This is a genomic window from Scardovia inopinata JCM 12537 (assembly GCF_001042695.1).
In the GTDB taxonomy this organism is placed as follows: Bacteria; Actinomycetota; Actinomycetes; order Actinomycetales; family Bifidobacteriaceae; genus Scardovia; species Scardovia inopinata.
Window position 1 is genome coordinate 1,271,741 of sequence record NZ_AP012334.1, and the last position, 14,168, is coordinate 1,285,908.

Here is a 14,168-nt window from a genome sequence, read left to right on the forward strand (position 1 = left end):
GTATGATGGTTCTATGACTACTTCAGCAGTGCGCAAACCCCTCGACCAAATCATGGATCCTGCCTGGGCAGAAGGACTGAAACCAGTAGAGCCACAGATTAGGGCTATGGGAGACTTTCTGCGGCAGGAGCATGCCCAGGGACATCCCACCCTGCCTTCCAGTAATAATATTTTTCGGGCTTTCCAGCTCCCCCTGGCCCAGGTCAAGGTCCTTATTGTGGGTCAGGATCCTTACCCTACTCCGGGCCATCCTGTAGGACTCAGCTTCTGCGTAGCCCCAGATGTGGATCCCCTGCCCGGCAGCCTGCGAAACATATATAAAGAGCTGGTCGACGATATGCAGGTTCCCCAGCCCTCAAACGGTGATCTGACTCCCTGGGTAGATCAGGGGGTTATGCTTCTAAACAGGTCCCTGACTGTTCGGGCAGGAGCTCCCAATAGTCATCAAGGAAAGGGATGGGAGCAGATAACCGAGCAGGCTATCCGGGTCCTTAACAACCGGCTTGATCAGGATGGAAAACCGCTCCCTCTGGTAGCAATTCTCTGGGGGCGTAACGCCCAGTCTCTGGAGCCCTTGCTCACCCATGCCGCCATCATCAAATCAGCTCACCCCAGTCCCCTGTCTGCTAACAGGGGGTTCTTCGGCTCCCGGCCTTTTTCCCGTACCAATGCTTACCTGGAGCAGATGGGGGCAAAACCAGTAAGATGGGACCTCCCCTAAAAAAGGAATTTTCTAGTCCTTTCTCAGAAACCGTCAATAACAGCAGATAGAATCTTATTTATGGATTTATTCGCTTCGCATGATGATAGCCAAAATCAGGAAACTATCCCTTCTGCTAACCCTAATTCTGCCCAGTCCGATCAGGACTCGACTCTGGGAGCAGAGGAAGCCCGCCACTGCAAAGAACTTGCCGACAGGATGCGGGCTCGTTTTGCCCAGGGCTTAGTAGGCCAGGAAGATCTGAGAGAATCCCTCATCATCACTCTGGTAGCCGGCGGACACATTCTGATTGAGTCTGTTCCTGGTCTGGCAAAAACAACAGCTGCACGCATTCTTGCTTCCTGCGTTTCAGGATCTTTTAAACGGATTCAATGCACTCCCGACTTGATGCCTTCAGATCTGATTGGTACCCAAATTTTTGATTTTGCTTCACAGAAGATGATTACTCAAATTGGTCCCATTAATGCCAATATCGTTCTTCTGGATGAGATCAACAGGTCCAGCGCCAAAACCCAGTCTGCCATGCTGGAAGCCATGGCTGAGGGGGCTACAACAATTGGTGGTGAGCGGATTTCTCTACCCCATCCCTTTATGGTCATTGCCACACAAAATCCCATTGAAGAAGAAGGAACCTACGCCCTACCTGAGGCTCAAATGGACCGCTTCACCATGAAAACTGTTATGACCTACCCCACTGATCAGCAGGAAGTTGATATTCTGACCATGCTATCAGACAGAGGAAGTGACGTTCCCCCTACAGACAGCGATCCGAGTAAGACTATTTCTCTGGATGATGTGGCCTATTTAAGGCAAAACGCCAGAAAAGTTCATATTTCCGATGCAGTCAAGGAATATATTGTTGATATTGTCGCAACAAGCCGGGGGGCCGGCTCTCACCCCATCAATGGTTTATCTACCCTGGTCCGCCTTGGCGCAAGCCCCCGTGCCTCCATTGCTCTGATGAGGGTAGCTCAGGCTCAGGCCCTGCTCAGCGGCCGAGATTATGTGATTCCTGAAGACGTGAAGGCCTACGCCCATGATGTTTTGCGCCACCGGATTCTCATGACCTTCGAGGCCCTGGCTGACGGTGTAACCAGCGATCAGATTATTGATTCTATTGTGGAAACTGTTCCTGTTCCCTAGTTTTTGTTCCTTATCCCTGTTAGTTTCAGCAGGAGATTCAGCAGAAGATAAGAGACAACAGGGATAAGAGGTTGCAGGAATTTATGGTTCTTTAAAGTTTGTCAACAATTTTTTACCTTATGGATATACAGGATATATGCAGGATATAGAGACCATTCAAACTGACAGTGCCACAGGTGGTGGCCTGACCAGGCACAAGCAGATGTCCGGCCAGGCCATCCGCCAAAGGATTGAAGCTATGGGGACCCACCTGACTCTCCCAACAGTCAAGCGGGCTTTAGGCGTGTTGGAAGGCGAACATCAATCGATACGACGCGGGTCCGGCTATGAATTCCTCGATATCCGCCCCTACACACCAGGGGATGAGGCCAGATCCATTGATTGGAAAGCCTCCGCCCGTTCCGGCCGGCCCATGGTTGTAGACAAGGAACAGAATGTCATCAGCCGGGTCTGGATGCTGCTGGACTCTGGAGCCCAAATGCTGGGCACATGCGAAAGCGGGGAAAGCCAGATGGATGTGGCTCTCAACGCTTTACACATGTTTGCTGCCCTGTCTCTGCGTCGATCTGATGAGCTGTCGGTAATCGTTGGAGACAAGGCCCGAATTACCCGCATGCCACTGACCGGAGGATATCTGGCTTTTGACGACCTGGCGGAACGGATTGCCGAGCGCAAAAGGACTCACCCCAGGGACTTGACGGCCCTGCTGGACTATGCCAAACGAATTCGGGACCGATACGCTCTGATCATCATTGCTACCGCCAACACAGCCTGGACTGAAGACACCATTGAAAGCGTCAGCATTCTGGCTCAGACTCATCCCATGATCGTGGTGGATGTCGATGCTGTCAATTCCTTCACAGTTTCAGATAACTTCTCTGCCATAGTTGATTCCACTTCCGGCCGTATGATTCCTGCTTTCATGCGGACCCCCCAGCTGGCGGATGATGTGGACGAACGCCGTGAATTCACAGCCAAACTCCTGGAACAGCGCTTATCTCACGCAGGAGCAGCTCTTCTGCATGCTGGATCCAGCGAAGATATGTTTGATCAGTTTGTCCGGCATATCTCCACAGCTTTGACCCGGGCCGGCTCTATAAATGTACTGGCCGCTTCGCACATGGCCGCGTCTGCGGAAGAAGGACAACAATGACTTTTACTCTCACTCCCGATTCCCCCATTTCTCCTGCTCTCTTTATTTTTGCTCTGGTTATTCTAATCCTTCTGGCAGCGGTAGGACTGGTCCTGCTGATTATGGGCAGCAAACAGCAGGGAACTCAAGAAAAAAACAGACGGCAGGTGAAAAAGAAAACCAGGGCCGATTGGAAAAATAGAATCACAGCAGTGACCAAGGATTATTCACGAGGATTGCTGACTGATAAACAGGCTTACCACCGTCTTGCAGTCCTGGCTCGGCAGTTTGCTTCAGAAAAAATGGGCAAAGACGTAACAAATCAAACCCTGACCGAGATCAAGCGGTCTGCCGACAGGAATCCGGGCCTCACGACACCTTCAGATGCGTCGGCCTCTGAAGGGTACATCGCCCTGCGTCAAACAATTGAGGCACTCTACCCGCCGGAATTCGCAGACAGCCGGTACAACCCTGCTGCCCAGAAGTCCACGGTAAAAGACGCTGCCTCCTGGGTAATCGGTCTGATTGAAAGGTGGGACTAATGGAAACCTTATCAATCACCTGGAGGTGGCCCTGGGCCATTCTCCTTGCTGTCTTGGTTCTTCTTGCCGTTCTTATTGCCGTAAATATCTGGGTACGGCGAAAATATCCCAATAAACCGCTAGTGCATCCGGTTCAAAAAGAATCTCAGGCTTACAGCTGGACGGTTAGTGATGATCTCAAATCGCCCAAAGCTGCTTCCCGCTATCTTCTCTACCGAAGGCTGAGCAGATTCGCTGCTATTATTCTGGCGGTCATTGGCTTGATTACTGCCCTCCTTATGGGGAGACCATCACAGGTAGATCGGGAAAATACCAGTTCAGGTTCCCGCGATATTGTGCTCTGTCTGGATGTGTCAGGATCAGCTCTGGCTTATGATCGCCAGATTATTGCTGCTTATCTGGAAATTATTGATCAGCTTCAGGGAGAACGCATAGGTTTAAGTATCTTTGATTCCACTTCCAGAACTGTCTTCCCCCTGACCGACGACTACGATGTCATTCAGAGTCAGCTTAAATACGGCTTTACAATTCTGCAAAAAGTATCTTCAGGAGCGTATAACAAGATTTCCAAGAAAGAATATGCGCAGATTCAGGATTGGTTGGAAGGCACCAGAAATATCACCAATTCTTCTTCCCTGATTGGAGATGGCCTGGTCAGCTGCGCCCTGCAGCTTCCTCAGTTCTCGATCAATGCCAACGATTCTTCTGACAAAAAGGGATCCGCTGCCCGAGCCCGGAATGCCAGAAGCGCCTCCATCATTTTCGCTACTGACAATGTGCAAAGCGGGAAAGGAACCTACAGCCTGACCGAAGCTATGTCGGTAGTGACCAAATCAGGAATTTCTGTCGATGGTCTTTATATTGGCCCTCAGTCAAGGAGTTCCTCCACCAGTGCCATACAGATGAAGAATCTGATCACCCATTCAGGCGGAGTCTTTGTAGATATGAACAATACGGCTGATCTTAATTCGCTTGTTCAGGCCATAGAAAAAACCAGCTCTGGGCTAAAGAAGCCAAGCCAGCAGGCTAACATGATCGATCGGCCTCAGGTTTTGGTTCTTCTGCTTATTCTGGCTCTAGCAGCCTACCTGCTGACTGCAAGGAGGCTTCGCCGATGAAACTGACTCTTAACCCTATGTTTGGCTGGATTATCTCCCCTCTTATCGCTCTCCTCCTTGTCTGTTTTGCTGTCTGGCTAATTATTGGCAGGGTCCGACAATCAAAAAAACAATCCACCCTGACCAATGCCAGCACAGCTTCTCTTATCAGGCGAATTCTTCTTCTTGTCCTGTCTGCCCTGATGGTTATGACTCCCAGTCTGCTGACAGAGAACACGACCAAAGCGGTGAAGGCGACTGATGTGTTTATCGCTGTTGATACGACTGGATCTATGGCTGTTAGCGATGCCCATTATAAGAGTGAAAAAACACTGACCCGGCTGGCAGCAGCCAGGCAGGCAATCACCGATATTGCTTCTATGTACTCCGATGCCAGTTTTAGTGCCATCAGTTTTGGAGCCAGCACTACAATAGATCTTCCTATGACCCCTGATTCCAACGCTGTGACCCAGTGGGCCAATACCCTGGTCACCGAAGCTACGGCAACTTCTCGGGGATCCAGCCTTGATGCACCGATTAACACCCTCATCACGGCCATGGAGAAAACTCGTCAGGCTCATCCCAATGATTCCATAGTGCTCTATTATATTTCCGATGGAGAAAGCACTACCGATGAGCCCATGCGAACCTTCTCATCCCTGCGTAAATATGTAACTCATGCTGTGGTTGTGGGGGTTGGCTCTTCCGCGGGAGGGAAAATCCCCCTAACCAAGGTGGGAATAAACGCAATGGATGATGAAGCCAATGCGGGTACGGCTTCCCAGGGTTCTGACAGCTCTCAGACAGAATGGGTAAAGGATCCCACAAGTGGCAAGGATGGCATCTCCCGCCTCAATCCAGAAAATCTGAAAGCTATTGCCGACGAACTCTCCGGCCTTTATGTTCAGACAAGCAGCAAGCGGGGGCTGGAGATTACTGACGTTGGTAAAACTTCTCAATCGTATCATCTGCGCTCGGTGACCAGACACCTGAATCATACTGTTCCCTTTATCTGGCCATTGGTTATTGTCTTTTTCCTCATTTTCCTCTGGGAACTTGGCACATGGCTGATTATGTCTAGGAGGCTCCTGTGAATACTCCCACCCGTTCTACAAATTCTTCATCGTCTTCGTCGCGTCAAGCCCGCATGCCACTGGCAACCCGAATCGTCATAGGAATTCTGTCCCTGCTGGCTCTTGCAGCCGCTGTGATAGCGGGAATCAATATTTCCCTCCTGTCGTCATTCAACTCCTCTACCCGTGATCTCCAGTCCAACATTGCCTCTTTCAACTCATCAGCCTCCTCTATGTCGATCAACCAATTGAAGGCCTTGACTCAAAAACAAAAATCCCTCGATCAGTCTCTGTCTGATTTGCAGAGCAGATCATCTCTTGCATCCAGCCGAGTGAAAAAGTCCATATCTCACAATGCCGCAATTTCCAGACAGTTTACCCAGAAAGTAGCCACTCTTCTGAAAGAGAAAGAGAAGAAGACTGGCAGGAAAATTGATACAGTTCAGAAGCCAGCTCCCTCATCGTCAGCCAGTTCATCATCCTCATCTTCCCAATCTAAAAACACAGAAGACGAGCAGAAAGCCAAAAAACTGCTGAAACGCAATACAACCAAGCAGACAGCCAAACCAAACAGCAGTAAATCGGCCTCATCTCAGACGAAACCTTGGTAATTTTCCTTATACGTTCTTCTTTATACGTTTTTCTTTTTATGCTCTTCCTTATACGTTGTCAAGTTCGTCCTTAAGCGTGTTTTCCACATTCGACCACATTACTTTTTTCTCTTCTCTTTCGTGAGAGAATTTGTCATCATATATGCATGACAGCTAGAACATCACTACCATCTTTCCCTTCGCTCCCCAGCGGCCAGCCGGGAGTAGCCCAGTCCCCTGGGTCGTCTCTTCCGGCTCACCCTACATATGCACCTCAGCCGGGCATACCCACCCTGCCTTCACCGGCTTGTCCCTGCTTGTCGGTGGGCAGCAGTCTATCCTATTTTGTTGTCACCGAAGCCAGTTCGACTCAGAAAGTTTTGAATTATATCAGGCAAACTCTGGTCTCAGCATCCAGGCTGAAATGGGAAGGAAAAGCAGGAGAATATTACAGGAATAGCCTTCGCACTCTAATGAAAGAGGAATCCGAAGCTGAACTCGCCCTAACCAGAATGCGCCGTCTGTGCCAGTAAGAATGTCAGGAGATACACCATGATTCAAGCACGTGTCAGGGCACATATTTATGCCGGTCCTACCACCATTGATCTAAAGAAACTAACCATCTATTGCTTTGCCTGTACAACTTTTGCCAACATGCTGGATGAAGCATCTCGTCGATGGAAACAGGCCAGGCCGGCAGCCTTGGCCCGGTCATTTACACTGTCACCTACATGCCCGTTCTACTCAGGTCTCCTGCCTGGGACCAGAATGCAGACCGTTCGCGCTCCTGAATCCATGCTGCTGCCTGGACAAGCTTCGCCACAAACTGCCGTCCATACACCAGTCCCTCTCCCTGCCTTGTTCAGCGACTGTGATTCTTTTGCAGCTTCAGGCATGAGCCTGGCACGGCACTTGGAGAATCTGGCTGATAAAATGCAGCGGGCATACGGTGCCTACTCACATGCAGAACAGTTCAGCACCTCGCTACTGGGACGCCTGGTAAAAGCACAGACTACTCTCAACCCTCTGTCCACCGTGTTCACCATGACGGCTTATGGCTTGGCATCAACGAACCTGCACCTCTTGTCTGACGGAATGAATCCTGTTCGAATCATTACTGACAGCTCCGACTTTCATCAAAGTTTTATGTCAGGTCTGGGAAAGCGCCTTTCCTTCGGTGGGACTGTGAACGATGCTGCTACTGGAATTTCTCAAAAAACAGAGCCTTTGACCAACCTTCTCCAAGGGAATAAAATAACTATCACTTCTGTCACCCCTTCTCATCCCCTATCAAAGCCAAAATCCATCAGTGATTGTCTGAAAAATCAGGAGAAACTGGGCAGGGGGCAGACAGGTACCTCCTACGGTACTGTAGTCATTCAACGCTTTACAACCGCAAATGGAAAGCATAACTGGCTAGTAACCATTCCAGGAACAGACGGAAAAAAGGATTCTCCCTTTGGTTGGACACAAAACGTTGATTTGATGAGCTCCCAGGCTTCCCAAAGAGCCAAAGCGGATAGTGCCCGTTATGTGATTGCAGCCATGAAGAAAGCAGGAATCAAACCCGGTGATTCCGTCGCCCTGGCAGGGCACTCTCAGGGAGGAATTATTGCCGCTACCATTGCCAGCGATCTCAGCCATGATTTCACCATCAAACACGTTATTACAGCAGGCTCGCCTATTGCCAACCACCCTGTTCCTCAAAAAACCTGGATGACAAGCACAGAAGTCAATGATGAGCTAGTCTCCAGTTTAGACGGTAAGAATAACGCGGCTAGCCCCCACCACTTGACGGTGAGGGGAAGCAGCGTAGGCAGTCCTGAAGACCATGCAAGCAACCAAGGAAAGGACAACGAATCAACTGCTGTAGATAAAACCGGAGGAAAAAAAGAGCTGACTCATGGCCTTAATTACCATCGGGCCACCTGGGATGACGCTCAAAAATTGCATTCAGACGCTGTAACCAGCCACGACAAACATTTCCAGCAAACTATCGCGGGAAGAATGGACAAACAATACTATTTTCAGGGACGTATGGGGAGGTAAAAATAATTATGTAAGCGTTTATACCTTGTCGTAACCTTAAACCATGAGGTTAACTGATATCAAGCCGGAGCTCGCGCTTAGTCCCTTGGACGGACGGTACAGCCGGCAAACCGCCCCCCTGGTCGAATATCTGAGCGAAGCTGCATTGAACCGGCAGCGCATTGTGGTAGAAGTGGAGTGGATGATCCACCTGGCCAACGGAAGCCACGATGACGATGGTCAGTCGTCCATCCCAGGAGTTCAGCCTTTTAGTCAGGAAGAACTCGATTATCTAAGGAAAATCCCGGAAGACTTTGGTTCCGATCAAATTGCAGAATTAGCCGAGATTGAAGCTGTTACTCACCACGATGTGAAAGCTGTGGAGTACTTCATCGACCGCCGCATGGAAGCAGCAGCAGACGCTCTAGGCACACAGACCCAGCTGACAAGGCTGAAGCCCCTGGTCCATTTTGCCTGCACCAGTGAAGACATCAATAATCTCTCCTATGCTTTATGCATTAAACAGGCAGTGGAAAAGGTCTGGATTCCACAGTTCCGTGAGGTTGTTAAGCTTCTTGATACAGCTGCCCAGAAATTTGCCAATCTGCCTATGCTCAGCCTGACTCATGGCCAGCCAGCTACCCCGACAACTTTGGGTAAAGAGTTGGCGGTGTATGTTTACCGTTTTAACCGCCAGCTTAGGATTCTGAATAATCAGGAATATCTGGGCAAAATTAACGGGGCTACTGGAACCTTTGGAGCACATACCCAGGCACTTCCTCAGGTAGATTGGCTGTCGGTCAGCAGAAACTTCGTGACCGTCCGTCTGGGACTAACCTGGAACCCCCTCACTACCCAGATTGAATCTCACGATTGGCAGGCAGAACTTTACTCCACAATCAGCCATATCAACCACATTCTGCATAATCTTGCCGTAGATGTGTGGATGTATATTTCCCGGGGTGTCTTTGCCCAGGTACCGGTCAAAGGCGCAACTGGATCCAGCACCATGCCCCACAAGGTCAATCCCATCCGCTTTGAGAATGCAGAAGCTAACCTAGAGCTGTCTTCAGCTCTCTTTGACTGCCTCAGTGCTACCTTAACTGAAACCCGCTGGCAGAGGGATCTGACGGATTCTACTACCCAGCGCAATATAGGGTCAGCTTTCGGCTACAGTCTTCTTGCCCTGGATAACCTCGCGGGAGGTTTGAATTCAATTCACCCCAACACCGAGGTTATGGCCCAAGAATTGGATTCTAATTGGGAAGTCCTGGGAGAGCCTATCCAGACTGCCATGCGGGCAGGTGCTTTAGCCGGTCGCGAAGGCATGGATAATCCTTATGAACGTGTGAAGGAATTGATGAGGGGCAAAAAAATCAGTCACAGCGACGTAGAGGACTTCATTTCCAGCATCAACTTCGATGATCAGACCGCACGCCGTCTGTCGGCACTGACACCCGCTTCCTATACTGGTCTAGCTGAAGAAATCAGCAGTTTGAGAAACGCCTAGGTTCTATGAAACAAAAAGCAGCATACAGCCCTGACTCCCATAAGCAGGATCAGACCGATGATGACATTCCGGCAGACAGCGGTCTGGAGATCATGGACACCGTGTCCCTTCCCCAGACTCGAATTGTAGATACCCCTCCCAAAAGAGTCCACGACCTGTCGGATCTGCTCAACGCCATCCTTTTTCTTCTGGGTTCTATTCTTTTTGCCTTTGCCTCAGTACAGTTACGAGGACTGACAACAGGAGTTAATCGGGATGTCCATAGCATAGGAACTCTTATAAATAACTGGCTTTACATTGTTCCTCTCTCTCTCCTGCAGCAGATAACCACCATTGGAATTATTATCTTTGTTGTATTCCACCTGGCATTCAAGGAGGAATGGACTCAGCTGGCTATGAGCGCCATCGCCCTCATTTGTGGCTTTGCAGCAGCTTTCGGTGTTTCTCAATTAGTGATTGCCATTCACAATCCTGTCTTAATCAATGAACTGCAATCCATCGAGGGAATTCTGCCTGACGTTTTCGCTGCCCTGTCTGCCTTTCTAACCGCAGCCGGCCCCAGGAAAATCCGTACCAGTGTTATATGGGGCTGGAATCTCACCTTCCTCTTGGCTGCCATCCTCATCATGCTCTCTGCTGACTCCTTCACTGGAGTTTTCCTGGCTCTTCTGCTTGGCCGCTCAGTTGGCCTCCTGGTTCGCTTTGCTGTAGGCACCTTGAACGTGGGGGTCTGGGGCAAGGGAGTCATTGAAGCTTTGAAGGAAGTGGGTCTTGACATCCGCGTTCTACGCAGCAGAGCCAATAGTCTGAAAAGACCCGATGCTTCAACTCGCTTGTCTGAGCAAACAGTAAGCATTGATGATGATCTGACCCTGAACTCACGATTGTACGACGCTGTGGATTCCCAAGGAATACATTATACTGTTTCCGTTTTAGATGAACGTCGACACTCAGCCGGCTATCTGCGTCAGCTTTTCCAGTGGTTCCAAATGTCCAATCTGGCAACCCGACACGACAGAACAGTGCGTGTTGCCTGCCATCATCACCTGGACATGCTCCTGGGCCTGCGTCATATAGGCCTGTCCACCATCAACCCTTACGCCGTTGCTGACGCCCAGGAATCCGGAATCATGGTCTACTACACCGACAATCCCCTGAAGAGCTGCAGCTGGGAATCTGTCAGCGATGATGATGCTGTCTGCGCCATGAAATACCTGGAAACCGCAAACCGCCGGGGCTACACCCACCGACGGATTACCCCTGCTAACTTTGTTCGCGACAAAGACGATAATCTTATTCTGGCCGGCTGGGACAACGGCGATTTCGCCAGTATTGAAGCCAATACCAGTGTTGACCGGGCACAAATGCTGGCTGTTTTTGCCACCAAGATTGGCATTGACCGGACAGTTGCCTGCGCGGTAAGAGCCTGGGGACGCGATTATGTGTATAACCTTATTCCTTTCATTCAGAGGGCAGCCATTCCGGTGGAAACCCGCCAGGATCCATCCTGGAACCGCTCGATTCTGAAAGATCTGAGGGCAGCAATGAATGCCCTGATTCCGGAAGATGATGCCAATACCACAGAAACCGTCACCCTGGCTCGTTTCAATGTGCGAAATTTTGTGGGGGCAGTACTTCTTATTGTGGCTGCCCTGGTTGTCTTTACTCAGATGAAACCGGCTGAGATGGTCAAAGCCCTGTCCAGCGCCAATCCCTGGATGGCCCTCCTGTCTTTTGTGTTTGGAACTTTCATACCCTGGATTGCAACAGCCATCTCCCTAGGGGTCTTTGTAGATAAAGATAAGCGGCACATGGTTCCCCTCTTCCTGTCTCAGGTTATGCAAGGATTCACTGCCGTCACCATGCCTGCAGGAGTGGGACCGGCCTTTGTAAACCTTCAATATCTGCGCAAAGCCGGCTATAAAAACACTAAAGCTACGGCCATTATGAGCGCGGTTGTAGCTGTCCAGATAGCTACAACCGGCATTCTGCTCATTATTATTGGTATTTTTACAGGCCGCAACACCCTGTCTGGCATGATTCCCACTGGTACTCTGGCTATTGTGCTGGCAGTAATCGCTCTGCTCGTTGCCATTGTTATGGCAATTAAACCTTTACGAAAACTGATTGTCCGGCGTTTCCTGCCCATCATTCGCTCCTTTGGCCATGATCTGACAGCTGTCCTGACACAGCCAAAGGAACTCCTCTGGTGTGCAGCTGGATCCGTTCTGCAGAACGTAGGTCTGGGCCTGGCATTCTGGTCAGCTCTGCTTGCTTTTGGTTATGCCAATAACCCTATAGAAACAACTTTTGTCTTCCTCCTGGCAAACACCCTGGGATCAGCAGTTCCTACCCCCGGCGGTCTGGGAGCTATTGAGGCTGCCCTGGCCCTGGCTTTCTCCGGCATAGGTGTTCCCTCAGCCATAGCAGTGTCCGCGACCCTGGTTTTCAGGATCATGACTTACTGGCTGCGCATCCCTCTGGGAGCTGCCGCTATGCAGTGGTTAAATAAGCATGACCTTATCTGATATCCATCTGCTTCGCGCTCCCAGCTACAGTCCTTGCTCAGGGGTGACACGTCTGTCAAGAGGCCAAAATACCCCTATGGGAAACTACATCCCTGTAATTTTCACAAATTTTTCGGGAAAAACCGCTAATTTGTGCGCTTCTGAGTCGATTTTTTCTAGATAATACGGTAATATCAAACTTGTACCTTGAGTTAAGTAATCCCGCTTAACTCCCCCTATAAAGTAAGGATGTACAACCACTATGGCATACAATAAGTCTGATCTCGTAGCAAAGATTGCTCAGAAGACAAGCCTGACCAAGGCTCAGTCAGAAGCTGCTATCAACGCATTCCAGGAAGTTCTGGTTGAATCCCTCGAATCCGGAGAAGGTCTGCGTCTGACAGGTGTTTTGTCCGCTTCCCGCGTCAAGCGTGCTGCCCGTACAGGCCGCAACCCCCGTACCGGTGAAGCTATCAACATTCCTGCCGGCTATGGCGTTAAGCTGCAGGCAGGTTCCCTGCTGAAGAAGGCTGTTGCTTAAGTTTTTGCAGGATGCATCTTTGCGAGACTACCGCTAGGTAGATCAAGCAAGGTCTTGTGCAATGTGCAAAACATATATAAAAGGAACATATAAATAAAAGATCTGCACAAAGGCCTGATAAGTAAGCCTCGGGTGGAATATTCACTACCCAAGGCTTACTTATTTTTTATTTTTATTTTATTCCTATTTTTATTCTGCGCCGATCTAACTATTCAGGTTTTGTTTATGAAATTGCACGTTGCATAAACCTGTGTCTCTTCAAGTAGATTTTATTGAATTAAATATTTCTGCAGCTCATCGGTGATTAAACCATTGGAAGCAACAATATCGTTATTCTCATACCAGTTGATCTCACTATCATCCCACCGCCTCAGGCGGGCACCAGACTCCCAGACAATAATGCTCCCGGCAGAGACAGCAGGAATGTCCCAATGGTGCAGGGTGGGTTCAAAATAAGCGTCATATGTTCCGTCTGCTACCTTGCATAAGTCCAGAGAGGCGGGTCCAATCCGCTTAATGTCTGCTGGCAAACCGGCCATCCTGGCCACTGCATCAATAGCCCGGCGAGGTTCCTGAGCAAAATACGACATACCAAAGCTAACGACTGACCCTGCCAGAGTCCGAGTAGTGGTGGGAATAATCCTCTGCCGCTTATCCCCCGAACTGGTATGACGAATGCGGATAGCCCCTTCAGAACGAACAGCCAGATAAGTCATGCCCAGGGCCGGAGCATGGACAATTCCTAAAATGGGGTAAGCAGCGCCCGTCTCATTAATTTCAAAAAGAGACAGAGTCAGAGTCCATTCCGACATATTGCGCACAAAATTAATGGCCCCATCTACTTTTCCAATACACCAGTAGTGTCCACCGGGCCGGCGGCTAGTCCCAACCTCTTCCCAGTATCCGTCGAGGGGGGCGATAGAATCCACCTTATGCCTCATAAAACGTAAGACATCTTCATCCACTGAAGCAGTAACCAGTTCTCTGTAAGTCTGAGAGGTATCTACGGACAAAGCCTCCCTGGCATTGAAGATCCGGGGCGAGATTTGCACCTGCAAAGCATTCCTGCCCGCTTCGACTATGGCATCGTAAAGCTGCTGGGCAATATGCCGCAAATTCGCACTTGATAAATCCACCAGGACCATCTCCATATTTTTTTGTAAAAATTAGCCTATGCTCTGTAAAAGGTAATGCAGACATAGTACAACTGTGGTACGAAATGATTTTCTTTTATGATTTGATTTTATGATCTTTTTTTATTATTTGATCTGCCGACCATTATGA

13 protein-coding genes are annotated in these 14,168 nt (G+C 49.7%); 12 read left to right on the forward strand and 1 reads right to left on the reverse strand.

Features of this window, described 5'->3' with window-relative positions; genetic code table 11:
* The first annotated feature begins 28 nt into the window (after window positions 1–28).
* The 12 genes from SCIP_RS05160 to SCIP_RS05215 all read left to right on the forward strand — a co-directional run bounded on the left by SCIP_RS05160 (window position 29) and on the right by SCIP_RS05215 (window position 12,884).
* On the forward strand, window positions 29–721 hold the full coding sequence (locus tag SCIP_RS05160; protein ID WP_171821057.1) for a uracil-DNA glycosylase: 693 nt from the start codon (window positions 29–31) through the stop codon (window positions 719–721).
* Window positions 722–781: 60 nt separating this feature from the next.
* On the forward strand, window positions 782–1,864 hold the full coding sequence (locus SCIP_RS05165; protein ID WP_006293770.1) for an AAA family ATPase: 1,083 nt from the start codon (window positions 782–784) through the stop codon (window positions 1,862–1,864).
* 136 nt (window positions 1,865–2,000) lie between these two features.
* Complete coding sequence (locus SCIP_RS05170; RefSeq protein WP_006293769.1) at window positions 2,001–3,017, forward strand: DUF58 domain-containing protein; 1,017 nt, start codon at window positions 2,001–2,003, stop codon at window positions 3,015–3,017.
* Window positions 3,014–3,538 (forward strand): hypothetical protein, encoded by a 525-nt coding sequence (locus SCIP_RS05175; RefSeq protein ID WP_006293768.1) that lies wholly within the window; start codon window positions 3,014–3,016, stop codon window positions 3,536–3,538. The genes SCIP_RS05170 and SCIP_RS05175 overlap by 4 nt, the downstream gene beginning before the upstream one ends.
* Window positions 3,538–4,656, forward strand: coding sequence for a vWA domain-containing protein (locus SCIP_RS05180; RefSeq protein ID WP_006293767.1), 1,119 nt, complete (start codon window positions 3,538–3,540; stop codon window positions 4,654–4,656). Before SCIP_RS05175 ends, SCIP_RS05180 begins: the two co-directional genes overlap by 1 nt.
* Window positions 4,653–5,729, forward strand: a complete 1,077-nt coding sequence (locus SCIP_RS05185) for a vWA domain-containing protein (protein ID WP_006293766.1) — start codon at window positions 4,653–4,655, stop codon at window positions 5,727–5,729. Before SCIP_RS05180 ends, SCIP_RS05185 begins: the two co-directional genes overlap by 4 nt.
* Window positions 5,726–6,319 carry a DUF6466 family protein gene (locus tag SCIP_RS05190; RefSeq protein ID WP_006293765.1) on the forward strand — a complete coding sequence of 198 codons (594 nt, stop codon included), beginning with the start codon at window positions 5,726–5,728 and terminating at the stop codon, window positions 6,317–6,319. The genes SCIP_RS05185 and SCIP_RS05190 overlap by 4 nt, the downstream gene beginning before the upstream one ends.
* Window positions 6,320–6,465: 146 nt before the next feature.
* Window positions 6,466–6,831, forward strand: coding sequence for a hypothetical protein (locus tag SCIP_RS07965; protein ID WP_006293764.1), 366 nt, complete (start codon window positions 6,466–6,468; stop codon window positions 6,829–6,831).
* Between the two features lie 19 nt (window positions 6,832–6,850).
* Window positions 6,851–8,347 (forward strand): PGAP1-like alpha/beta domain-containing protein, encoded by a 1,497-nt coding sequence (locus tag SCIP_RS05200; RefSeq protein WP_006293763.1) that lies wholly within the window; start codon window positions 6,851–6,853, stop codon window positions 8,345–8,347.
* A 43-nt stretch (window positions 8,348–8,390) separates the two neighbouring features.
* On the forward strand, window positions 8,391–9,836 hold the full coding sequence (gene purB / locus SCIP_RS05205) for an adenylosuccinate lyase (RefSeq protein ID WP_006293762.1): 1,446 nt from the start codon (window positions 8,391–8,393) through the stop codon (window positions 9,834–9,836).
* A 5-nt stretch (window positions 9,837–9,841) separates the two neighbouring features.
* Window positions 9,842–12,364 carry a lysylphosphatidylglycerol synthase transmembrane domain-containing protein gene (locus tag SCIP_RS05210; protein WP_006293761.1) on the forward strand — a complete coding sequence of 841 codons (2,523 nt, stop codon included), beginning with the start codon at window positions 9,842–9,844 and terminating at the stop codon, window positions 12,362–12,364.
* Window positions 12,365–12,605: 241 nt separating this feature from the next.
* Entirely contained in the window at window positions 12,606–12,884 is a 279-nt protein-coding gene (locus SCIP_RS05215; RefSeq protein WP_006293760.1) for an HU family DNA-binding protein, read from the forward strand.
* Window positions 12,885–13,153: 269 nt separating this feature from the next.
* Here SCIP_RS05215 and SCIP_RS05220 read toward each other — a convergent pair whose 3' ends face one another.
* Window positions 13,154–14,029 (reverse strand): inositol monophosphatase family protein, encoded by an 876-nt coding sequence (locus SCIP_RS05220; protein WP_040591340.1) that lies wholly within the window; start codon window positions 14,027–14,029, stop codon window positions 13,154–13,156.
* Window positions 14,030–14,168: the final 139 nt, after the last annotated feature.

Coding starts and splice junctions, on each gene's coding strand:
- SCIP_RS05165 (WP_006293770.1), top strand. CDS start 782: ATGGATTTATTCGCTTCGCATGATGATAGCCAAAATCAGGAAACTATC.
- SCIP_RS05215 (WP_006293760.1), top strand. CDS start 12,606: ATGGCATACAATAAGTCTGATCTCGTAGCAAAGATTGCTCAGAAGACA.
- SCIP_RS05170 (WP_006293769.1), top strand. CDS start 2,001: ATGCAGGATATAGAGACCATTCAAACTGACAGTGCCACAGGTGGTGGC.
- SCIP_RS05185 (WP_006293766.1), top strand. CDS start 4,653: ATGAAACTGACTCTTAACCCTATGTTTGGCTGGATTATCTCCCCTCTT.
- SCIP_RS05220 (WP_040591340.1), bottom strand. CDS start 14,029: ATGGTCCTGGTGGATTTATCAAGTGCGAATTTGCGGCATATTGCCCAG.
- SCIP_RS05210 (WP_006293761.1), top strand. CDS start 9,842: ATGAAACAAAAAGCAGCATACAGCCCTGACTCCCATAAGCAGGATCAG.
- purB (WP_006293762.1), top strand. CDS start 8,391: ATGAGGTTAACTGATATCAAGCCGGAGCTCGCGCTTAGTCCCTTGGAC.
- SCIP_RS07965 (WP_006293764.1), top strand. CDS start 6,466: ATGACAGCTAGAACATCACTACCATCTTTCCCTTCGCTCCCCAGCGGC.
- SCIP_RS05180 (WP_006293767.1), top strand. CDS start 3,538: ATGGAAACCTTATCAATCACCTGGAGGTGGCCCTGGGCCATTCTCCTT.
- SCIP_RS05200 (WP_006293763.1), top strand. CDS start 6,851: ATGATTCAAGCACGTGTCAGGGCACATATTTATGCCGGTCCTACCACC.
- SCIP_RS05175 (WP_006293768.1), top strand. CDS start 3,014: ATGACTTTTACTCTCACTCCCGATTCCCCCATTTCTCCTGCTCTCTTT.